The sequence below is a fragment of the Bacillus sp. FSL R7-0646 genome, assembly GCF_037969865.1.
Taxonomy (GTDB): Bacteria; Bacillota; Bacilli; order Bacillales; family Bacillaceae; genus Bacillus; species Bacillus licheniformis.
In genome coordinates, this window is the sequence record NZ_CP150217.1 from 2,638,189 (window position 1) to 2,658,862 (window position 20,674).

At 36.5% G+C, this 20,674-nt stretch carries 16 protein-coding genes and 7 pseudogenes; 6 read left to right on the forward strand and 17 right to left on the reverse strand.

Features of this window, described 5'->3' with window-relative positions; genetic code table 11:
• Nucleotides 1–171: 171 nt before the first annotated feature.
• The 8 genes and pseudogenes from MKY62_RS13725 to MKY62_RS13760 all read right to left on the reverse strand — a co-directional run.
• On the reverse strand, nt 172–957 hold the full coding sequence (locus MKY62_RS13725; RefSeq protein ID WP_087635062.1) for an SDR family oxidoreductase: 786 nt from the start codon (nt 955–957) through the stop codon (nt 172–174).
• A gap of 342 nt (nt 958–1,299) precedes the next feature.
• Entirely contained in the window at nt 1,300–2,358 is a 1,059-nt protein-coding gene (locus tag MKY62_RS13730; protein WP_098407868.1) for an alkene reductase, read from the reverse strand.
• A gap of 14 nt (nt 2,359–2,372) precedes the next feature.
• Nucleotides 2,373–3,221, reverse strand: a complete 849-nt coding sequence (locus MKY62_RS13735; RefSeq protein ID WP_087635063.1) for an alpha/beta hydrolase — start codon at nt 3,219–3,221, stop codon at nt 2,373–2,375.
• Nucleotides 3,222–3,331: 110 nt separating this feature from the next.
• Nucleotides 3,332–3,907, reverse strand: coding sequence for a TetR/AcrR family transcriptional regulator (locus MKY62_RS13740; RefSeq protein ID WP_087635064.1), 576 nt, complete (start codon nt 3,905–3,907; stop codon nt 3,332–3,334).
• Nucleotides 3,908–4,074: 167 nt separating this feature from the next.
• A pseudogene (locus tag MKY62_RS13745) lies at nt 4,075–4,289 on the reverse strand (tryptophan--tRNA ligase); the annotation flags it as partial.
• Nucleotides 4,290–4,496: 207 nt separating this feature from the next.
• Nucleotides 4,497–5,501 (reverse strand): NADP-dependent oxidoreductase, encoded by a 1,005-nt coding sequence (locus tag MKY62_RS13750; protein WP_098407874.1) that lies wholly within the window; start codon nt 5,499–5,501, stop codon nt 4,497–4,499.
• 10 nt (nt 5,502–5,511) lie between these two features.
• A pseudogene (locus MKY62_RS13755) lies at nt 5,512–5,817 on the reverse strand (zinc-binding dehydrogenase); the annotation flags it as partial.
• A 120-nt stretch (nt 5,818–5,937) separates the two neighbouring features.
• Nucleotides 5,938–6,021, reverse strand: a pseudogene (locus MKY62_RS13760) (TetR family transcriptional regulator); the annotation flags it as partial.
• Between the two features lie 586 nt (nt 6,022–6,607).
• On the opposite strand from MKY62_RS13760, the pseudogene MKY62_RS13765 reads away from it, so the two are divergent.
• Nucleotides 6,608–6,910: pseudogene (locus MKY62_RS13765) on the forward strand (sigma-70 family RNA polymerase sigma factor); the annotation flags it as partial.
• 491 nt (nt 6,911–7,401) lie between these two features.
• Here the strand turns inward: MKY62_RS13765 and MKY62_RS13770 are convergent.
• From MKY62_RS13770 to MKY62_RS13780, 3 genes are all read right to left on the reverse strand, one after another.
• Nucleotides 7,402–8,961, reverse strand: a complete 1,560-nt coding sequence (locus MKY62_RS13770) for an ABC transporter ATP-binding protein (protein ID WP_225315877.1) — start codon at nt 8,959–8,961, stop codon at nt 7,402–7,404.
• Nucleotides 8,962–9,257: 296 nt separating this feature from the next.
• Nucleotides 9,258–9,428, reverse strand: coding sequence for a hypothetical protein (locus MKY62_RS13775; protein WP_003186691.1), 171 nt, complete (start codon nt 9,426–9,428; stop codon nt 9,258–9,260).
• A gap of 30 nt (nt 9,429–9,458) precedes the next feature.
• Entirely contained in the window at nt 9,459–10,004 is a 546-nt protein-coding gene (locus tag MKY62_RS13780) for a thioredoxin-like domain-containing protein (protein ID WP_017474332.1), read from the reverse strand.
• Between the two features lie 730 nt (nt 10,005–10,734).
• On the opposite strand from MKY62_RS13780, the gene MKY62_RS13785 reads away from it, so the two are divergent.
• Together MKY62_RS13785 and MKY62_RS13790 are read left to right on the forward strand one after the other, a co-directional pair.
• Entirely contained in the window at nt 10,735–11,892 is a 1,158-nt protein-coding gene (locus MKY62_RS13785) for a stage II sporulation protein P (RefSeq protein ID WP_003186689.1), read from the forward strand.
• Between the two features lie 20 nt (nt 11,893–11,912).
• Nucleotides 11,913–12,071 carry a hypothetical protein gene (locus MKY62_RS13790; RefSeq protein WP_153915838.1) on the forward strand — a complete coding sequence of 53 codons (159 nt, stop codon included), beginning with the start codon at nt 11,913–11,915 and terminating at the stop codon, nt 12,069–12,071.
• A 243-nt stretch (nt 12,072–12,314) separates the two neighbouring features.
• Here MKY62_RS13790 and MKY62_RS13795 read toward each other — a convergent pair whose 3' ends face one another.
• Complete coding sequence (locus MKY62_RS13795; RefSeq protein WP_225315882.1) at nt 12,315–12,530, reverse strand: YolD-like family protein; 216 nt, start codon at nt 12,528–12,530, stop codon at nt 12,315–12,317.
• A gap of 339 nt (nt 12,531–12,869) precedes the next feature.
• Between MKY62_RS13795 and MKY62_RS13800 the strand changes: the two are divergent.
• Nucleotides 12,870–13,172: pseudogene (locus MKY62_RS13800) on the forward strand (sigma-70 family RNA polymerase sigma factor); the annotation flags it as partial.
• A gap of 186 nt (nt 13,173–13,358) precedes the next feature.
• Here the strand turns inward: MKY62_RS13800 and MKY62_RS13805 are convergent.
• From MKY62_RS13805 to MKY62_RS13815, 3 genes and pseudogenes are all read right to left on the reverse strand, one after another.
• A pseudogene (locus MKY62_RS13805) lies at nt 13,359–13,781 on the reverse strand (hypothetical protein); the annotation flags it as partial.
• Between the two features lie 55 nt (nt 13,782–13,836).
• The gene (locus tag MKY62_RS13810) at nt 13,837–14,361 is read right to left on the reverse strand and encodes a GNAT family N-acetyltransferase (protein WP_003183733.1); all 525 of its coding nucleotides are present in this window, start codon (nt 14,359–14,361) and stop codon (nt 13,837–13,839) included.
• 1,250 nt (nt 14,362–15,611) lie between these two features.
• Nucleotides 15,612–15,986, reverse strand: coding sequence for a UPF0715 family protein (locus MKY62_RS13815; RefSeq protein ID WP_003183734.1), 375 nt, complete (start codon nt 15,984–15,986; stop codon nt 15,612–15,614).
• Between the two features lie 55 nt (nt 15,987–16,041).
• On the opposite strand from MKY62_RS13815, the gene MKY62_RS13820 reads away from it, so the two are divergent.
• A complete protein-coding gene (locus MKY62_RS13820) occupies nt 16,042–17,391 on the forward strand; it encodes a hypothetical protein (RefSeq protein ID WP_003183736.1) in 1,350 nt (449 codons plus the stop codon).
• 91 nt (nt 17,392–17,482) lie between these two features.
• Nucleotides 17,483–17,876: pseudogene (locus MKY62_RS13825) on the forward strand (sigma factor-like helix-turn-helix DNA-binding protein); the annotation flags it as partial.
• A 77-nt stretch (nt 17,877–17,953) separates the two neighbouring features.
• On the opposite strand, the gene MKY62_RS13830 reads toward MKY62_RS13825, so the two are convergent.
• Together MKY62_RS13830 and MKY62_RS13835 are read right to left on the reverse strand one after the other, a co-directional pair.
• Entirely contained in the window at nt 17,954–19,264 is a 1,311-nt protein-coding gene (locus MKY62_RS13830; protein ID WP_017474350.1) for a hypothetical protein, read from the reverse strand.
• A gap of 661 nt (nt 19,265–19,925) precedes the next feature.
• Nucleotides 19,926–20,588, reverse strand: coding sequence for a hypothetical protein (locus MKY62_RS13835; protein ID WP_017474351.1), 663 nt, complete (start codon nt 20,586–20,588; stop codon nt 19,926–19,928).
• Between the last annotated feature and the right edge of the window lie 86 nt (nt 20,589–20,674).

A 20,674-nucleotide genomic window follows, 5' to 3' on the forward strand; every position in this document is an offset into this window, starting at 1 on the left:
AGAAATTTCTCCTTGTTCTTGACCATATTTCAGTAGATCAAATAAGAAGGTTTCCGTCTTTATAAAAGTCTCTGTAAATTTTTTAGTAAACGATTTATTCCATTACGAGATCTTGGCCAGATGGCAGATCATAATCAACTGCCACTTCACTCCTGGTCACCCTCAATTAGGTCAATGCCCTGTTCTTTGCTGTGTGGATCTGACCATACGGGTCACCATTTTGCGCGGCATCAACCGCGGAAGGAATGCCATGAACCGGTTTCGAGCCCCTGGCATTATGAACGTCTTGCCGCGTAAGAAGCCTCGGTACCCTTCCTCAGCCACCTGCCCGGCCTCCATGATAGCACCACGCTGGAACAACTTCGATTCACCAATACCCGAACGATCAACGAAGCCGGTTGACGTCAGTCCCGGACATAGTGCCGTCACATTCACCCCTGTACCGCTCAGTTCGTTCTCCAAAGCCTCGGTGAACGACAGCACGTACGCCTTCGTTGCGTAGTAAACCGACATCATAGGTCCCGGGAAGAAAGCAACCAACGAAGCCACATTCATCACGCCTCCTTGGCCCCGTTTGACCATATCCGGCAAGAACAGTTTCGTCATAACAGTCAGAGCCTTGATATTGACGTCAATCATATTCGTCTCTTGTTCTAACTGCGTCTCCAAGAACGTCCCGTACAAACCGAAGCCGGCATTATTGACAAGATAGTCGACGACGATCCCCTTCTCCTTGAGCTCCGCAAAAATCTCTTCCGGCACGCCGGGTGACGCCACATCCTTGGCGATGACCGTCGCTTGACTACCATATCTTTTCCGATATTCCTTCGCGAGCTCCAAAAGCTTACCCTCGCTACGCGCCACCAGCACCAAATTATATCCTCCCTTCGCGAAACGATCCGCCAACTCTTTGCCAATTCCACCCGATACCCCGGTGATAAGAACAGTTTTTTTCATTTTACAGCACACCTCCATTTTTAGTTTAATTAAACCTTTAAAACGTTTTACAGCGTTTCTTACTGCGAGTTGTTACTATGGATGTAGGTTATCCATAATTCGAATTTTTGTATCAAGAGGATTTATACTTGCCGCATATATCTCAACTAAGACCCTCGTCATTATTTATTTTGGGCTTAGGGAAGTCTAAAAAATTTGGTTTTTTACCGTAGTTTTCAATCGCTAAAGCTTTCTTTACATCCTCCACATTTCTATTTAACTCACATGTATCTTTTCATAACGAACCTAAGAAAAAAGAATATGAATACCCCTTCCCTAGATGGGATATTCATATTAAATAAATTATTTTAAGAAAGGATAATCTGTATAACCTTCTTTTCCTCCTGCATAGAGCGTGTTTTTATCAGGTTCGTTTAGGGGAGCACCTGATTGAATCCGTTCTGCAAAGTCTGGATTAGCTAGTACCCAAGTGCCTACTGTGACAACATCTGCAAGATTATTATCTACATCAGACGAAAGTTGATCTAGAGGACGACCTGGACGGTTAACAAGAAGTGCTTGATCCCAAAGTTGACGCACATCTTTTAGGAATTGCTCGTTTCCAAAGTGCATTAAATGCAGATATGCAAGGTTAAGCTTATTTAATTCACTTATTAAATAGCGATACATCTCAAGGCTATTTTCCCCCTCATCAATGCCTTGCAGTGTTCCTTGAGGAGAAAAACGGATGCCTGTTCTTTCTGCTCCTATTTCATCAACAACTGCTTTAGCTACTTCAATAGCGAATCGAGAACGCCCCTCAATCGTACCACCGTATGCATCTTGACGATGATTGGAGTTTTCACTAAGGAATTGTTGGATCAGATAACCATTCGCTCCGTGAATTTCAACTCCGTCTGCACAAGCTTCAATTGCTGAACGTGCTGCTAAACGAAACTCATTGATAACATCTTTTATCTCAAGCTCACTCAGTTCTCTTGGTGTTGGAATATCTTTCATTCCTTCTGCCGTGAAAATTTCTACACCAGGTGCAATAGCTGACGGTGCAACTGCTTGGCGGTGGTGAGGTGTGTTATCAGGGTGTGATACACGTCCCACATGCATAAGCTGAATAAAAATATGACTGCCTTCACTATGAACTTTAGAAGTTACTTTTTTCCACCCTCTAATATGATTTTCTGTATAAATACCAGGTGTATTCGTGTAACCTTGCCCATCATCTGAAGGTTGGGTTCCTTCGCTTATAATTAAACCGACTGAAGCACGCTGACCATAGTACTCTGCTACTAAATCGCTCGGCGTACCATCTGGTAAAGCTCTATTTTTAGTCATCGGAGCCATACCTATACGATTTTTTAAGTCAATGTTTCCAATACGAACTTTTTCAAATAATCTGCTCATATGAATACTCCTTTTTAATAAGAATTAGAATCAAGAAATAAATTTACGTGTTCTGCAAATAGTTCTGGAAATTGAAACAGATGCCCGTGACCAGAATCAGGATATATAATCAGCTGTGCTTTGGGTAATTTCTCTGCTAAGATGTAACTGTTTTTAGTCGGTACCATTACATCATTAACACCATTAGTAACAAGTACAGGGTGTTTGATGTTTTGTAACCATTCATAATCATGATTAGATTTTTGTTTAGCCCATTTTGCAATGGCTTGTAATTGTGCCTCTTTTACTTGTTCTGAACTGTTTACTTTTTTCTGATTAAAAATTCTTTGTAGTGAAGCCATTCCTGCAGATTTACTTGTTTCGGTTTGTGCGTAGAAAAAGAATATAAAATCATTTATTCCATCTTCTTCCGTTCCGCCGTGACGATTCATTCTTTCAAAAATCTCTGGATTTGGATTAATACCAGATTCAGGCGAAGTACCTGCCATAATAATTTTTCTTACTAAATCTCCTTCTTGTAAAGCTAGCTCTTGTGCAACCATACCACCAATGGAAAAACCAAGAATGTCAACTTGTTCTAATCCAAGAGCTTTTATAAATGTTGCTGTATCTTTTGCCATATCAGCAATTGTAGTAGGCGTTAGTCCATCGGTCTCACCAACCCCTTTATTGTCAAATAAGATTACTGGGCGTTTATTTGCAATAGGTTCAAGCATGTCTGGATCCCAGTTTTCCATCGTTCCTCTAAAGTGAACAAGAAATACTAGTGGTTTACCATCTTGTGTACCAAATTTTCTATATGCGTAACGAGTTCCATCTGCTTCAATAAATTCTGATTCTGATGGTATTTTAAAGTTTGACATTTTTGTGTTCCTCCTTAGAAATTAAAAAACGATTTTATAAGTATGCATTATGATGGTTTGTTTCATGTTAATTTTAGAACGAACGTTCTAAATAGGGTAAAAAAAGAAAGCTAGTCCAACACTGAAAGTGCTAGAGTAATGATGCCTTCTAATTCTTTTTTACTGTAATTAGTTTTTATTAGCACTCTTATACCTACCAAATTGTTGTGTAAGAAACGAGATATGTTATCAGAATCGATTTCTTTTGATATCTCTCCACTAGTTTGGCCCCGTTTTATAAGGTTATTAAACATATCTTCAGTACGGTTAAACATTTTTGTAACTATGCGTCCAATTTCTTTGTCCAACAAAGATAATTCAATCGCTGCATTTACTGATAGACAACCTTTTGGGTATTGTTCAATGGAATTCAGTACGAAAATAAAAACATCACGTATCGCCTGTTTAATGGATGAAGTGTTGCTAATTATGCTTTCCATCTCATTGGCGATGAGCTCTTCATAGTGATTAAGGGAAGCTAGAAACAATGAACGCTTGTCGCCAAATGTGTCATATATACTCCTGCGGTGTATCCCCATATGATCCACCAAATCTTGCATGGATGTTTTTTCATAACCCTGTTCCCAGAAAAGCTCCATTGCTTTTCTTAATACTGCTTTTTCGTCAAACTCTTTACTTCTAGCCATTTTATTTCTCCTTAAAAAAATCGATGAACCAATACTAACAAAAACAAACGTCATAATCCATTATAGAATGAGCGTTCTAATATAAACACATGAAATTCAAACCATGATTACATAATACCCTTTTTAGAACGATAAGTAAAGAATTATAAATTCACCAATAAATTTGGCTCCTCATGTTGAATTTGGTCTTTTCCAACGGGAACACAAAATCTTACTGCAACAGGAGAATATCAGCAGCCATTAAAATGAGTTAGGTATATCACCCCATGTTCACACCGGCATCCACATCTAATCCTTCTTCTTTGTTCTTGTCTACTTTTGCGTTGTATGCATGAGCCCTATTCATTAAACTTTTCGGTGTTATAGAAGATAAACCCCAACTGGTCAAGCGACTTCACTTGACTGACATCTGCAGCAATGCCGATTAAATTAGGGTTATCTTTGATTGCTTGGTCAATGTTTTACTTCGAGCGACTAGTGACAATCGCCGTGTTGCCCATTTCAAGAAACTTTTTCGCATATGCATAGCCTATACCTGACGTCCCGCCCATCACTAAAATAGTTCGATTTATCAATTTTATGTTGTTTCTCACTCTTGTATAATCAGAAGAATCTTTCCTTGAGCTTTCCCTTTTGCGATTTTGGCAATAGCTTCGTTCACTTGCCAAAAAGCAAATGTCGAATCAATGGTCGGTTTGATGCCCGCTTCATCAATCCACTGGGTGATGTTTTTTAGTTGTTTGCCATTTGGCTGAACATATAAGAAATCATACGTTTTCCGTTGAAGATGTGCCGCTATATCAAACGGCATGCCGATCACACCGAAAAGAAGCCTCTGCAACGTTGAAAATCCGCCATGCTGAATTGCAAAACGTGCATTTGGACCAGCATTCAATGACAATAATTTTCCGCCAGGTTTTAAAACACGTAATTCATTCCTGAACTCACTTGCACCACGAGTATCAATCACGTAATCGAAATCTTTCAGCACCTCAACATAATCTTGCTTGTGATAGTCGATGAACTGGTCAGCACCAATGGATAGCGCTAAATGACGAGCTGATTCACTACCACTGACAGCTACAAAAAGCTTCTTTGATTTCGCAAACGGAATGGCAATCTGCCCAAATCCGCCTGTTCCACCAGGAATGAACAGTTTTGCGCCAGGTTTCACGTTCAGTACATCGAATGCTTGAACAACTGTCAGAGCCGATAATGGAATGGCAGCCCCTTCTTCAAAAGTAAACTGTTTTGGCATTTTCGCAACGATATTTGCATCAGCCACAACATATTCTGCAAAGGCACCCATTGTATCTAGTGGCATTAGCGCATATACTCTGTCGCCCTTTTTAAAGTCTGTCACCGCTTCACCAACCGATTCAATCACACCTGAAAGTTCATTTCCGAGTGTCAACGGGAAATCATAGTGGTCAAAAATGCGCACTTTTCCAGTAATCGCCAATGTAAGATGTGGGTCAACGCCCGCCACATTTGTTTTGATTAACACTTGATGTTTGTTTATTCTTGGAATAGGCACATCGTTGATGTGAGCTTCTAGCTTTTTCGAGTAGCTGTGTATTTGGACTGCTTTCATCATATCCCCCTTAAAAATTAATTATCACTTTCCCTTTTGGTCGTCCATTTGCTACTAGTTTTAGCGCTTCATTTACGTTGTCTATGGTAAATAGTGTTGGATAAATCTCTGGTACAATGTTGTTTTCTTCAATGATTTTGGTAATCTTTTTAAGTTGTGCGCCGTCAGAATGAACGAAGATAAAATGGTATTCTACTTCGTGATTCTTGGCTTTGTGGTCATACTTTGCGCCAGCAAGGCAAAATAGCTTTTGTTCCCAAAATGGAAAATTTCTGTCTTTTCCGAAACGTTTATTTGGTCCTGTACGGAGAGACAAATAATTTTCGTATAGCCTGCTTATCCGTTAATTCTGTTTTCACATTCTTACTTCCATTACTTCTACATAGTGACTTAAGGCTCGCATAAATAAAGTATGTTTGTCGCCAAATGTGTCCTAGATACTTCTGCGGTGAACGCCCATATTGTCCATCAAGTCTTGCGTGGATGTTTTTTCATAACCCTGTTCCCAGAAAAGCTCCATTGCTTTTCTTAATGCTTTTTTTCAAAATTCTTTATTTCTAGTCATCTAATCCCACCTTAACGTATTACCTCTTTATTCTGAGAAAGGACTGAGAATCATTGATGCATTCATCCCTCCCTCATTCTTAAACAATTAAAGAATGATCATTCTCATTTGAGTAGCAAAACAGTTAGATCTAACCTGTTTCAAGTATATCAAATTCGAGAACGATCGGTAAAGAATTTAGAACTTAATCATGTGTTTTATATATTTTAAGACCAAGGGCAAAAACTTCAAAATTGGCTAGATGTGCTATTACTTTTACGAATATCGCTCCTTCTTATTTCTACTCAAATCAGTTCTGTAATGTCATTTATGTCATGTCATGGGTACTCCTAGAGAGATTTAATAACTCTAAAGTAATAGCAAAAAAAGATACTAATATAGCTCGGTTTCTCGGTATCTTTTTTAATTAATTCGAGTTGCCTCAACCTAGTAAAAATATATTACCTATAAGTCTAACCGGTGGCGCTAAGCTCCCTGAACAAAAACAGTCAATTCTTTATCACTTTAATACAACAAAAACGGATAACCTGTGAGTAGCATTGAAATCAGCCTCATCGATGTCCTCAAATCGGAAAACGAAGACGTCATCGACACCATCCAGCTCAACATGGAGCTTGAAAAAGTCAAAAAATACATCGACATTCTGGACGGCAGAGAAAAAGAAGTCATCGTCGGCCGCTTCGGCCTTGATTTGAAGAAAGAAAAGACGCAGCGCGAAATCGCGAAAGAGCTCGGGATTTCGCGGAGCTATGTGTCGCGGATTGAGAAACGGGCGCTGATGAAGATGTTTCATGAGTTTTATCGGGCTGAGAAGGAAAAGCTGAAGAAGACGAAGAGGAAGTGAAATTCATTGTGTTTCGGTTCTAATTCAGAAAATGTAAGTGGGGGATGCTTTAAAAACTCCCCCACTTCTAACCACTTTTAAGCCTGTTAAAAAGTAACGTTTGAACCAACCACCACACTAACAGTATGGTAAGTTTCACTCAAGCAGGAACATTGCCAACACAAAAATGTTAGCTAATCTAAATTAATTTTTATATGGTGAGGGGGATACTCTAATCGAGTTCTTCCCATTATTTTTAAGGATAACGGGTTAAATTTAAAAGTATTATAGCACCTCTCCCCCAAAATAATAGGCTTTAACATTGCTAAAGGTCAATTGAGTTTGGTTTAGAAAACTTATTTGACCTTTATGAAATTAGTCATCATCAAGCCCTTAACCCTGTACTGAGACAGCCCACTGTCATCGATCGAAGCCGGTTTTCGTTTCATTTTCAGTTCTCATTTTGATAACTGCAGGAAATAGACTGGCCTGCCTGTCTAGCTGCAGCTAACTTAGGAGATAACCTCCTCTCTTTGCCCATCGAACCACTTAGCTTGGGTCATATACATATTATAATATTCACCCTTTAACGCCATAAGCTCTTTGTGGCTGCCTTCTTCTAAAATCTGACCATCTTTTAAATGAATAATTCGATCTGCCATCTTAACCGAAGCTAATCGATGTGAAATAAAAATAGCTGTTTTATTCTCGGTCAATTCTCTAAATTTCTCAAAGACATAGGCCTCTGTTTTAGGATCTAGAGCAGCAGTTGGCTCATCCAGTATTATCAATTTTGATTTTTTGAAAATTGATCTAGCAAGAGCTATCCGCTGCCACTGACCTCCTGAGATATCAATACTATTCGGGAGAACTTTTCCCAAAGTCGTATCATAACCGTTAGGCAATGCCTCTATAAAGCTGTCTGCTCCGCTTAAAAATGCAGTCTGTTTAATTTCATTTAGATTGTCTATTTGACTAATATCGCTTAAAGCAATATTTTCTTTAACTGACAAGGCATATCTAACAAAGTCTTGGAAAACAACGCTAACATACTCACTTAACTCATTTTCGTCTATTTGGCATAAATCTTTTCCTTCTAAAAAGATGTTTCCGGCAGTGGGTTTATATAGACCGATAATCAATTGAATCAATGTAGTTTTTCCTGAACCATTATGACCTACAATCGCAACTTTTTCTTTATCCTTTATTTCCAAATTAATGTCCTTCAGAGAGTAACCATTGCTTAGTGGATATTTAAAGTAAACATGCTTAAGTGAGATATTTGCTGTATCCGATTTATTTGCAATATTTTTTTCTAACTTTTCTTTTTTTGCATCATCTTCATTTTGATATTCAATAAAATCAAAGAAGTCTTTTATATAAAGATTGCTTTCGAAAAGGGAAGCTAATAAATGTGATGTTTGGTTAACAGTTCCTTGTAGTCCCTGAATTGCTTGTGCTGTTGATACAAAGCTTCCTATATTCATTTTTCCTAATTTCAACAGCCAGACCATTAAAACTGCAGACATGGAATAAAGAACAGCGGTCAGAGAGTCCAATCCTATGTTTGCCCAATTTTGTTTAAAAAAGAGCTTTAAGATTTTTTTATTGTTTGATGTGGTGAGCTTCCTCCATCTATTAATTAAAAAGTTCCCTGATCTAAATAATTTGATCTCTTTAATGCTTTGTTTGTTTCTAAATAAGGAATTGATATAGCTCGCTTCTCTCATTAATCCGGATTGGAGCCTATTTAAATTGAAATTTGAGTAACCAAACTTGTACTGGATGATGAAGGCAGGAATTGAAGCTAGGATCCCTAAGACCACAAGTCCCCAATGAATAAAGAACAAAAAGCCTATATACGAAACAATTGTTATACATAATTGCAGTACATGCATAGAGTTGCTGATCGGCCTTAAAAAACTGTGCCCATAGTTGTTAATCCTAAATTGATGGTTATAAAACTCAGGCATGTCAAAATAAAAAAAGGGGGAATTCAAGGATTTTTCAATGATCATGTTTCCCAACTTAAGATTCAATTTTAATTCCATATCCTTGTCTAATACATTCATTATATGAACACAAGAAGACCTAGATATCATAATTATTAATTGTATAAATAATAAGAGGAGTAATGTAAAAACGTTGTCTTTTTTGTCTGTTATGATACTTGCTGTTTCGTTAACAAGTCTAGTAAGTATCCATAATTCACATACAGGAAACAATCCATTCAAGATACGAATAAATAGAGAACCAAAAATCCATAGCTTATTAGTTTTGAAAATTAAATGAAAAGATTTCAAAAAGTATGTAATCACAATTTTAACCTCTTAAGAGAGGATCGGATTAATACCCGACCCCCTTTATTTTACGCGAAGTACCCACATCCACAATGCTGTTTATAAGGCACTCTATCTGGTCCATTACAATATTCTATTGTAGCTTGTCTTGCTGCTCCACAAGTGTTAGTGGAGCAATAAATATACCAGCAGTCTGCATCTTGAGGTGCAAAATCAAGATTAAGTTCTTCGTTCTCCATTTTTTCACCCCCTTTCAAGTTCTGAATATATTAAGATATTTTTTTTACTTGTAACATAGATACTAAAAAGTCAATATCTTTTTTATAATTTATCAAACCCTTTTCGATTACTTTTCCTTCATTTGAAATTAAGTAAGAAAAAGGAAAACCGGTTATTCCAAGGGTATGTAAGTGTTCATGGTCGATTATTGATACTGACCAATCTTCTAAATTATATAAAGATATAGTTTCTTGTGCCTGTTTCTTGTTCGCTAACATTATTAGTTCAAATTGTATTTTGGGATACTCTTTCTTAAGTAATTCAAGAAATGGGTAAACTCTCTTACAACCACTACATCCATATGAAGTGAAGATCAATATAACTCCTCGTGTCTTTTTTGAGATAGTCACTTCTTGCCCCACAATCGTTTTTAATGTGGTGATTGGGTAAGTTTCTCCTTTCGGTAGTCCTTCGTCACTTTTTAATAATCCCTGTTGCTTCTTTGTTCTTAGCATATTCCTATAAAGTTGCAGTACCAAGAATGCAACTGTTATAACTAAAAAAGACAGGGAGATCATTAGAATTGTTTCACTCAATATTTATTCCTCCTCATATACATTAAATGTATGTAAGTATTAATTAAAAAGTATGTAAGCATGACAGCAATACTTGATAAGAATAGATTTAGAGTCGTATTAAGAGGAACGAGTTCAATACCTGTTTGGGACCTTCTAAAAAAAATTAGAGTTCCCAGTAACAGACCTAAAACTGTTATACGATAATATGAAACCTTGTCACCAAGAAATTCTTCACTTAGTTTCCCAAAACAATTGCATTTGATTTTCTGCTTTTTAAATTGAACCAATAGATTGCTAATTAAGAATGCCAGCAATAACATCAAAATGATCACTTCACCAAAAAGCTTGGTAGTATTAAATGCTATTGTTATCGCTGCTAACGCCTCTAAGATAAGGAAAAAGTATGCGGAAATTTTTACAACAAAAAGATTGCTTATTATGGAAGAGACTGTTTCGATGAAACCGCTAATGTTTTTCAATTTAACGATAAAAGAGATTGAGAACATTACACTAAAGAAACATTGTATGAAAAAAATTAACTCCATCCAATCCCACCCTTTCAGCAAAGAAATAAGTTCTTTGTATTCATTTCTTCAAGACTACAAAAAATCCTTTTTTTTCATATAAAAAAAATAAAAGGGAAATCTGGTTCGAAAAGGGTTGTTTTTTGAAACTTGTCTATTTATGATTCTATTCCCTCTTACTCTTTCATATACTTACAAGGAAATCGTTTTTTAGGAGGGGCATTATGAAAAGAAAGGGAAAAAAGAGATATGTCTTCCTTTATATTCAAGCAGGGATTTTATCCTTTGTTGGTTTGTTTATAATCATAGGATTGATGACAACGTTTCTTTCAATTAGAATCTCAGCGGACTTTATGAATACTGCATTAAGAGAAACCGATTCTCAAAAGGTTTTTCACTATTTTCTAGCCAGTGAAAATAAATATTTTGCAGCAAATCAAAATCCATTAAAGGACATTTCAATAACTAAGTTAGCTTTTCAGTTAATGACCAATGTAAAACCCGATGACTACAGAACCTTCTTAGGAAAAGAAATTCCGGGGTTTTCAGAATTTGATACGAAAATTGAAGTCGCTGGACAAGGGACAGATTTCACTACTCTACCTGAAGAGTCTTCACCCCCAATGGAAGTATTGCTAAAAGAAAAAGAAGTTTCACAAGAAATGTTGACAGAGGATAGTAAAGAAAATAAAGATTCGAACCCAAAACCTTCTCAGACCACTAACGGAAGAAAAGTTGTTTACCTTTATCATACTCACAGCTGGGAATCCTTCCTTCCTCTTCTTAAGAATGCAAATACGCCAGATGATGCAGTTAGTTCTGATGAAAGAGTTAATGTTATAGGGGTGGGGAAAAAATTAAAACAAAACCTAGAAAGTAAAGGAATTGGTGTTGAACAAAGTACTGTAAATGCAACTGAAAAACTTCATAATAGAGGATGGAACGCCAATCAATCATATCGCTATTCCCGTTCACTTGTTAAAGAAGCAACTGCAACAAATAAAGATTTAACATATGCAATCGATATTCATAGAGATGCACTTAGAAAAGAGAAAACTACGATTAATATAAAAGGTAAGAGTTATGCTCGCTTGGTTTTTGTTATAGGCAAAGCAAATCCTAACTACGAAGAAAATCTAGAATTTGCAAAAAATCTTCATAAAGAACTAGAAAAAAAATACCCTGGAATAAGCAGAGGTGTACTAGCGAAAGGGAGAGATGCAGGGAATGGCCTCTATAATCAAGATTTGTCCAAGCACTCTATTTTATTAGAAGCTGGTGGAGTAGATAACAATATGCAAGAGCTAGACAATTCAATGGAGGCTTTTGCAGGCGTTTTTTCTGATTATTTCTGGAAACAGAACGATGCTGAAAAATATTGAGCTGAAAGGGATGGATGATCTTGAAACAAAAAAGCCCACCTTTAATTTGGTTAATTTACACCTTTATCAGTACTTTGTTTTCTTACTTCCTTTTTGATTGGAAAATTACGATTGGTTTTTTTGTAGCTGGTGTCTTAATGGGGGGGCTTTGTTTAGCCGAAAATTTCTTAAAAGAATAAATACTTTGTGTCCCATCTATTACCTTGACCCTCTCTCTGTTTTGGTCAATTAAGTCCTGGTTAGAAAACTTAATTGACCTTTCTGAAATTGAACAGCTATCAATTCCTTTTATTCAACACAAGTGAATCAGCCCTATACTTGGATAAGAGCTTTAGAAGAGAGTGCTTGATTCGATCCCGATAATGTTATCTACTTATAATACATCTTTAATCTGTAAGGCTCATAGCTCTCACTTTAAGGTATCAATATAATGGATATGTCCAGTCAACTCTTTTATCTTCTCTCTCTTCTGAAATCTGATAAAAGAAAAATTGCAAAAGTTTATTCTCTTCCATCGCATCACGGATTACTTTATTATTGAGTTCGTCATATTTTTGTTCATCTAAAACCGGCTTTTTAACCTTATCAAGACCTTCATGATATTCTTTGATCAATTCAACGTGTTCCGGTAACATCATTGACACCCATTTGATACTCCTCTGTCCCGCAGCATACACAATTTTCCTTTCTAGCTTTAATCTAAATCGTGCGGTTCAGGCGTTTGTATAAGAAACTTCGTGTAGAAGTGCTGACGAGCCGTACCGTTCTCTGAAACCGTCCATAACGTACCCAAGTATTCACTTTTTTCTTGATCAGGGCGAAATAGATCGAGCTTGATTAAATCGTCTCCCGAATATTGGAAAGAGAAACTGAAATTTCTTTGTTTTCACATCTCGGCATGCCCAAAAACTTACGTTAAACTTAAAGATTCTTTATTACTTTAATACAACAAAAACGGATAACCTGTGAGTGGCATTGAAATCAGCCTCATTGATGTCCTCAAATCAGAAAACGAAGACGTCATCGACACCATCCAGCTCAACATGGAGCTTGAAAAAGTCAAAAAATACATCGACATCCTTGACGGCAGAGAAAAAGAAGTCATCGTCGGCCGCTTCGGCCTTGATTTGAAGAAAGAAAAAACGCAGCGCGAAATTGCGAAAGAGCTTGGGATTTCGCGGAGCTATGTGTCGCGGATTGAGAAGCGCGCGCTGATGAAGATGTTTCATGAGTTTTACCGGGCGGAGAAGGAGAAAAGGAAGAAGGCGAAGGGGAAGTGAGATCGATGAAGAGGCTCGGAATTATATAAACCCGGCCTCTTTTTATGCGAGCTAATTTGGCTGGGTAACGGGCGCGTCTTCTGCTTGATGAAGTTTCCCCGTATGGAATAAATCAGCCAATTTTGAATGCTCTTGGAGCGTGTAAACTTCACCAGTGAGCATTTGTTTATTTGGCTTTTTTATGTGTGGGATGAAGATTATGGCAAGGACAATTGTAGAAACTAAGAACCCGGCATGATAACCTTTTAAGCTATTCGCAATCGTTGGTTGCAATCCTTCCATGACAGTTGCGCCAACGGTTGCGATCACAGCTGAACCGAAGCTTGAACCAGGGTTTTCAATATTATTAATACCGACACCTGCTTCTGGAAGTTGTTTTCTGTCAAGCCCTGTATAAGCGTCACTCGCCAACGGAAGATTCCCCCCGATACTGGTGCAGCGGATGAACAATACGATGGAAATCCAGATCAAACTTGTTTTATCGGTGATTAAGATAAGCGGAAAAACAAGACTGATCATAACCACGGATTTCGCACCAATCTTATCAATCATTTTTCCGATCATTGGCCTGGTAACGAGCATCCCGATTCCCAAAGCAACCAAACAGATTTTTTTATTTCATCTGCCTACCTTTAGGGGAGCATATAATAACACGTAGATCATTTTATAACAAAAAACCATTTATATCCGTCCAGCCGATAGCAATAGCTTTGAAATAACCTTCACCGAATTGTATTTGTTTTGTTGTGCTCTGCCTTCCACCTAGCTTTTCATAAAAATTTATCGATGGATTACCGGCTAAAACCCATACCAATAATGATTTTATGTTTTTCTTTACAAGCTCCTCTACAATCGCCTTCATTAGTCGAGATCCGATTCCTTTTTTCTGATACTGTAACAACAGATAAATCGCGGAAACTTCACCCTTATATTTGCTAAGATGATCACGGTTTGGACCTCCGGAAGCAAAGCCTATAATTTTACCGTCGGTTTCTTGTGCAACATAGACAATATCTTGATTTTGAGGATCACTTAATGAAGTTCTCCAAAGCTCTGCCTGATTTTCGACAGAGAGCTTAGATAACGTGTCATCAGGCAATACTCCTTGATATGTGGTTTTCCAACTTTCCACATGAACATTGGCAATTGAATTAGCGTCTGACGATTTGGCTTTTCTTATTAAAATCATTTTTTCCTCCTATAATTAATATTTTCCTTAAAAAGGATATCGCAAATATCGGCGGCTTCTCTTAAATGGTTAAAATCTGAATATAACAATTGTTCAGAAGGAACTCTAAGGATAAAGTACTTTTTCCATACCACCTTTCTCCGACAATTAACATACTATTACCATTTCTGTCAGTAATACAAGAGGCATGGATTCCGATAAATCGATTTGATAAAGATGGTACTGAAAAAGGCGGTGTGCAAAGGGATATAGTGAAAATATAATAGAACTTGACATATCTGCTCTCCGTAAAGCAATCAGATCTGGTGCAGTCAAGGATATTGTAATTTTATCTCCTAAACAAATTGAAAGGTTAATCAAAAATGATACTCGACAGTCTGAGCATTGGAAAAATAATGGACTCAAAGAGATACTGAATACTTTGTAAAACCGGAACACCGACTAAACTCTTCACTCCTTCGAGTATAAAAGTAGGATAGTGTCGGGTCTGATGCCTTTACATAGTATAGTAACAGGATTAGATTCTGAGTCCCCTTCTCTCAATACTAAAAAACTGACGTGGATTATCCTTACGTCAGTTTTATTTTTCTGCCGTATCCCAATAAGCATCTAATCCTAATCCAACACCTCCTGAGGAATTGTTTTCCGCATAGGTTTCTCTTTCAACACCAGGTTTAACATTGCTGAAGGCTTTGTAATACCAATTGCGTGATTCAGTTATATTCTCTCAGTACAGTTACATGGTTTACTTCTGATCCATCCTGGTAAAGGTAATAAGTCACCTTAGCTTCATTATCATCGGTTTGTTTTTGTTGCCATCCCTTTATTGATACTTTGACAGCATTGTCAGACTTAAATTTCCTAATAACTTTTTTTCGATAAGTCGCTGAGCTTCTACTGCCTAGATATCCCGGATTAACTCCATTTTTAACGTATGTTTTCGTAAGGTGTGCTGATGCTGGAGAAACAAAATGTGATGATAGTTGATCACCCAAGCAACGGACGACTAGGTCTTCGCTTTATCGGTTGTGATCATATCCGTTGGCTGACCCGCACATGAAGAAACCCTATGGTTCATCATAAAGTGTATTGTTTATCACTGAACTGATCTAACAAAGAACAGTTAAATCCTAAAAAAGGTTTATTTCTAAAAAATATGTATATTTTCTTGAAATTGTAATTTCGTGTGGTACAATTGACTCGCACAAATAAAAAGTAAAGGGGTGAAATTTGACTTAATCTTATGTGCTCTATTTCTTTTGTCTAAAAACAGAGTCCCAAAACCAATAAATTAATGCCAAAAGAAAACTAAAAAGATATAGTTTATACGAAACAAAAGCAGTCAGACCGTAATTAGTCAATAAGGCTAAAACCCCACAAACGACAAGAGAAACTATAAAGTAAGTCACCAAATACCATCCATGAAATTTTTTTGGTTTGCGATTTAGAAAGATTTGTATCGGTGTAGCAAAGATTAAATAAGCAACAAACATAAACAAACTTATCGCTCCAAAAGACGAAAAACCAAACCCTTCTAAGAACATCAACGTGTAGACAATTGCCGCTGATACAACTGAAAAAACAACTGTACATAAATAACTAATAATCCCACCAAAAATACGCATTAATCAAACTCCCTTTCTCTTGAAATCAATTTTTTCAAAGATCGGAGGAATTCCCATGAGAAAGTTTTTTGTTCTATCTTTCTTGCTAATTCTGTTTCTTTGTTTATGTTCAATACCTAAAGGTTATGCGAAAGAGATCCCTGATATTGAAACAAAAGTAAAAAATGGACATGTTACATTAAAGGTAAACGAAAAAGGAGACGAATACAAGTTTTTCAAAAATGGCGCACCAGTTTACGAAGGTGATTCTAACGAATACAGTGATGATGTGTCAACGATTGGAGATAAATATAAAATAGGGATCTTTCAAAAAGATAAGTTAAAGAAAGTGGTTACTCTAAACGTCTCCAATGATTTAGGAGAAAAAGCTTTAAATTCATCTGAAGAATCTTATGCCGAAGATTTAATGGCTTACCAAATTCAAAACGGTCACTTAAATGTTATAGCTGATGCTGAAAGCGTTCAGCTTTCATGGGATGAACTCCCTGACAAAGACGGAGTATATGAGGTTTATAGAGACGATCAAAAAATAGGTGAAACAACAAATCAAGAGTTTATAGACTACCATGTGAAATCAGGTGAAAAATACAACTACTCTATCCAAGTTAGTTTGGACCCGCCTGAAGCAAAGAAAAAAGAGATCGAGAAAAAGATACAAGAATCGGGTTCAAATCTTTCAGAAGAAGAAAAATCTAAAATCATGAGTGTTGAAGGTTCCCTCTCTGCAGTTGTAGATATGCCGGAAAACAAAGAATCATACTTAGAATCAAAAGATTCTGTATTAGCTGATGTAACGACTGACGAAAACTTTTCAATACAAGGAAAGCTACCAAAGGATAATATGAAGGGATGGGATTATAAAACTTTCATTCCTTACAAAACAGTTGCAGATCCTAAACCAGAGATTTCGAAAACATATTTAAAGGGGGATAATAGAGGATTTTCAGATACATCAAGTAAATTCAGAACACAGGCGATGGTTAATACACAATTCCATTCGCCGACAAGCATAACCCTGTTTAAAGATGTCAGTCAATCTGTTAGATGTAGCGACCCGAACTGCAAAAAAATCATCGAAAGAAAAACCGCCAGTAGCTCTGGAATAAAGCTGCATATCACTAGCAAAAAAAGCGATTACCTCCATTGGACTGTAACACATGCAGTTGGAATACCATTCGGAAGCTATTATCCAAAGATTGACTACAGTTATAATGTAATGCTGACGAAGAGTATGGCATCCATTTCAGGTAAACATGACAAGGCTCCGAACCATGAATTTTATTTAAGTGCTCCATCCGCTTCAAAGTCAACAACAATCTACAGATATGCAGTTAAGTCAAAGGATGACTTTTGGAATTTGTGGTTCTTCGCTCCTAAAAAGTCTTGGAAAACTGAACTCTTTTAGAGTTTAATAGTACGCCCTCCCCCTTCCATTAGAATAAGGAACTTTTTTATCCTTACTAATAGAAGGGGTTTTTCTTCCTTTGTTACAACTAGAACTTGCTACTTTGTTGTGTGCCGCGCTGTGTATAGAAAACGAAATTCTGATGCACCTTAGAACCCGGAAGAAAACTCAAAAGGATGTTTCACTGTACGAACCCATCGGCCAAGATCAAGAAGAAAAGGAAGTATCGCTGATTAATATGCTGAAGTCTAAAATGAGGATTTTATCTCCACAATTCAGTTAAATCTGGAATTAGCAAAATAAAAAGACCATCAATATTTTAGATGAGCGTGAAAAATAAGTTATATTTGGAGGATTTGGGATTAAGTTAAAAATAGAAAAAATACAAAAGGAAATTGCAAAAGAACTAGGGATCACATGCAGTTATGTTTCTAAGATTGAAAAACGCGATTTTAATGTAGATGTTCCATGAGTTTTATCGATAAGGAAAGGGTTAAGAAAGAAAAACAAAAAAAACAAGCAGAAAAGAATTTAGCCCTTCAATCATGAAGGGCTAATCATCTTAAAAAGTTGTTTTGGCTACATCTTTGCTTGCCATATAATCATTATTCGATGACTCATAGTCATCTTTTTCACCTTCGATAATCCAGCTTTTTTTCTCTTCATCGTATTGTAATGTTACGATTTCTTCATCGAAATTTTCTTCAAGCTCTGAATCCATAAATTCATAAACCTCTCTCGATTTCAGATGAAATTCCACAGGAACATGGATCAACTGTTTTCCCCCACTGCCGTTTTCGTAAGTCACCTTAGAAAAGTCAATGCGAGTACCCAAAGCTTTACCTTCATAGTAATTTTCTTTGTCATAATTCTTAATTACATCTATGTAGCTTTTCTTCAAACTGTCTGAAACATTTTTAAGCTTATTTGCATCTTTTTTCGCTTTAGCTTCATTTCTATTTTTAGCAAAATCATTGATCAGCGATTTTATTTTTTCTTTCATCTCATCGTTGACAATTGGGTTAGGTGTAAGGTTATATTCTTCCGTAGTTTCTGATTGGACTGTGACTGCCTCGCTTTTTCCTTCCCCCCATGGAAATTCAGCTAATCCTTGAAGCTTAATACCGTCTTTTACGGGGCCAAACACCGTATTTTCGGAAATAGATTCTCCTGATTCTTTCCCATTAACCAGTACCTTTGTATTCGGAATGTCAGAGTTTACAGAAACCGTATCACCGCTAAAATTAAGGCTGGCGGTTTCCTCAAATTTTTCAGGATCAAATAGCGTCACTTCTGTTTTATCATCAACCGTTGTATAATCATATTTTTTGCTGCCTTTAATGGTATATACCCCTGGCCCAAAAACACCTAGCTCCTTGGAACCCTTACCTTGCATATCAACTGTTTCACCGTTAAAAGTAACATTAGCTCCTTTGGCTGCATGTACTTCTAACTTATAACCACGGGCCTTTAAAACGTATTTGTCGCCTCCAAAAATCCCTTTATCCTTTTTAATATAAAAAGGACCAATATTAGATATGCTTTCCCCAGGATATTGCTGCGAAATTATATTATTGGCTTTTCCATCTGATTCGTAGTAACTGGCCTGTGCATTTAATAGCATGATTTGATCTTTATAATCAGACTCATCATCTTTTAAATACTTGATTATACTTTCGGCTTCCTTTTCTCCCCACTTCGTTCCATTGTCAACTTTAACAAGTTTCAATAATCCCTTAGCATCTTCCTGTTTAATTTTTTCTTCAAATTCTTTTGCGAGATCTGAAGGTTCAGGGGATCTGCCTGAAATAAATAAAATGATTGCAAGGATTGCCACAATTGGCACTCCAATAAATAAAAGTTTCTTTTTCATAGAATCCTCCTTATTTATGCTATTACATAGTATTCTATCATCAAAAAAAGGTAATTCACTCTTTTTTCTTCAAAAAATCCTCTAATTATATAAACACAATTGCCCAAATTTATTAATCCGGCAATACAAAATACCTTTATGATCTTTTTCATTCCGCACCTCACGTAAAAACACTCGCTCTCAAAAAATATTGATTTATGATTATCAAAACAAATATTCAGCAAATATGTTATATATGATTAAAAATAACACGAACACAATTCAACAAATTTTAATAAAATATGATAAAAAGCAATTGTTATTTCACCAATAAAAAACAACTCCTTTTTGGGAGTTGCTTTACTCTCTCTCCTTAGCTTAATAACTTAAGCTTTTGTCTTATCAAAACGATAAAGTACAGGTTGCAAAATATATAAACAAAACACAATCCAAATAAAAAGAGAAAACCACTTTACTATTGAATCCCATCCGCTCCAAAAAGACATAAAATAAAGTATTGGCAAAATAAAAATTAAACCAAAAAGCAATTTTGAAGCTGTTGTTTCCTTTAGTGGACTTTTACATCTGGGGCAAGTTGGCGTTTTTGTTCTAATAAGCTTATATTTTTCTCTAAAAGTAAACGGTTTCCTGCATATCGGACATTTGCTCATTTTCTCTCTCCTTAACAGGGCTTACTTTGTAAAAACCAGCTTGAGCTTTGTTGTTTACTTTGTTTTTTCTTATAGTACCAAGTGGACTTATGCTTATATTTATATTGTTTGTAACACATGCTTCCATCTTTCACAGGCTTCGAAGTTCTATATTGCTTGATTTTTACCTTTATTAATTTATCAAGCGTCTCTCCTACAGCCAATGAAGTTAGGGTTAAAACTGTTTGTTTTACTCTGCTCGCAGGAACCCTGGTCCATATACTCGTCAAAGAAATTGCCGCTCCAACCAAAGTGCCTGCCGGAACATTATTTGTTACAGTGCCCATGTATACTTCTTTGTACGCTGGCAAACCCATTTCAAATTCTTTCTTTGTTTCTAATGTGACACCGTTTAATATAGTCATGCCCGTTGCGGGGTTATATTGAATATGAGTCGTATGTTTATTTTCCATAACAATGGCTTCAACGATTCCATTTTCATGGTATGTTGTTTCCAGCGTAAAATGCATCGGCCCATCCTTTACCATTTCCCTTGTCTTTTTCCCTGAGTAATATAGATCGTCACTGTCAGTTTGATGGTCTACAAACTCTTCAGCCGAGACAAAGTCATATGGAGTCACAAAACAACCACCTGCAAAAAGCAGCACTATTAAAAAACACATTTTCTTTTTCACACACTCTCCCCCTTCAATATCCAAATAATTACTTTTCATTTTATAAAAAGGGGGTATTTTGCACAATACTTTTGTCAATGTCAATT

Excerpts from the sequence above, each read along its gene's own strand:
- MKY62_RS13725 (WP_087635062.1), bottom strand. The coding sequence starts at position 957 with ATGAAAAAAACTGTTCTTATCACCGGGGTATCGGGTGGAATTGGCAAA.
- MKY62_RS13730 (WP_098407868.1), bottom strand. The coding sequence starts at position 2,358 with ATGAGCAGATTATTTGAAAAAGTTCGTATTGGAAACATTGACTTAAAA.
- MKY62_RS13735 (WP_087635063.1), bottom strand. The coding sequence starts at position 3,221 with ATGTCAAACTTTAAAATACCATCAGAATCAGAATTTATTGAAGCAGAT.
- MKY62_RS13740 (WP_087635064.1), bottom strand. The coding sequence starts at position 3,907 with ATGGCTAGAAGTAAAGAGTTTGACGAAAAAGCAGTATTAAGAAAAGCA.
- MKY62_RS13750 (WP_098407874.1), bottom strand. The coding sequence starts at position 5,501 with ATGAAAGCAGTCCAAATACACAGCTACTCGAAAAAGCTAGAAGCTCAC.
- MKY62_RS13770 (WP_225315877.1), bottom strand. The coding sequence starts at position 8,961 with ATGAATGTATTAGACAAGGATATGGAATTAAAATTGAATCTTAAGTTG.
- MKY62_RS13775 (WP_003186691.1), bottom strand. The coding sequence starts at position 9,428 with ATGGAGAACGAAGAACTTAATCTTGATTTTGCACCTCAAGATGCAGAC.
- MKY62_RS13785 (WP_003186689.1), top strand. The coding sequence starts at position 10,735 with ATGAAAAGAAAGGGAAAAAAGAGATATGTCTTCCTTTATATTCAAGCA.
- MKY62_RS13795 (WP_225315882.1), bottom strand. The coding sequence starts at position 12,530 with ATGATGTTACCGGAACACGTTGAATTGATCAAAGAATATCATGAAGGT.
- MKY62_RS13810 (WP_003183733.1), bottom strand. The coding sequence starts at position 14,361 with ATGATTTTAATAAGAAAAGCCAAATCGTCAGACGCTAATTCAATTGCC.
- MKY62_RS13815 (WP_003183734.1), bottom strand. The coding sequence starts at position 15,986 with ATGCGTATTTTTGGTGGGATTATTAGTTATTTATGTACAGTTGTTTTT.
- MKY62_RS13820 (WP_003183736.1), top strand. The coding sequence starts at position 16,042 with ATGAGAAAGTTTTTTGTTCTATCTTTCTTGCTAATTCTGTTTCTTTGT.
- MKY62_RS13830 (WP_017474350.1), bottom strand. The coding sequence starts at position 19,264 with ATGAAAAAGAAACTTTTATTTATTGGAGTGCCAATTGTGGCAATCCTT.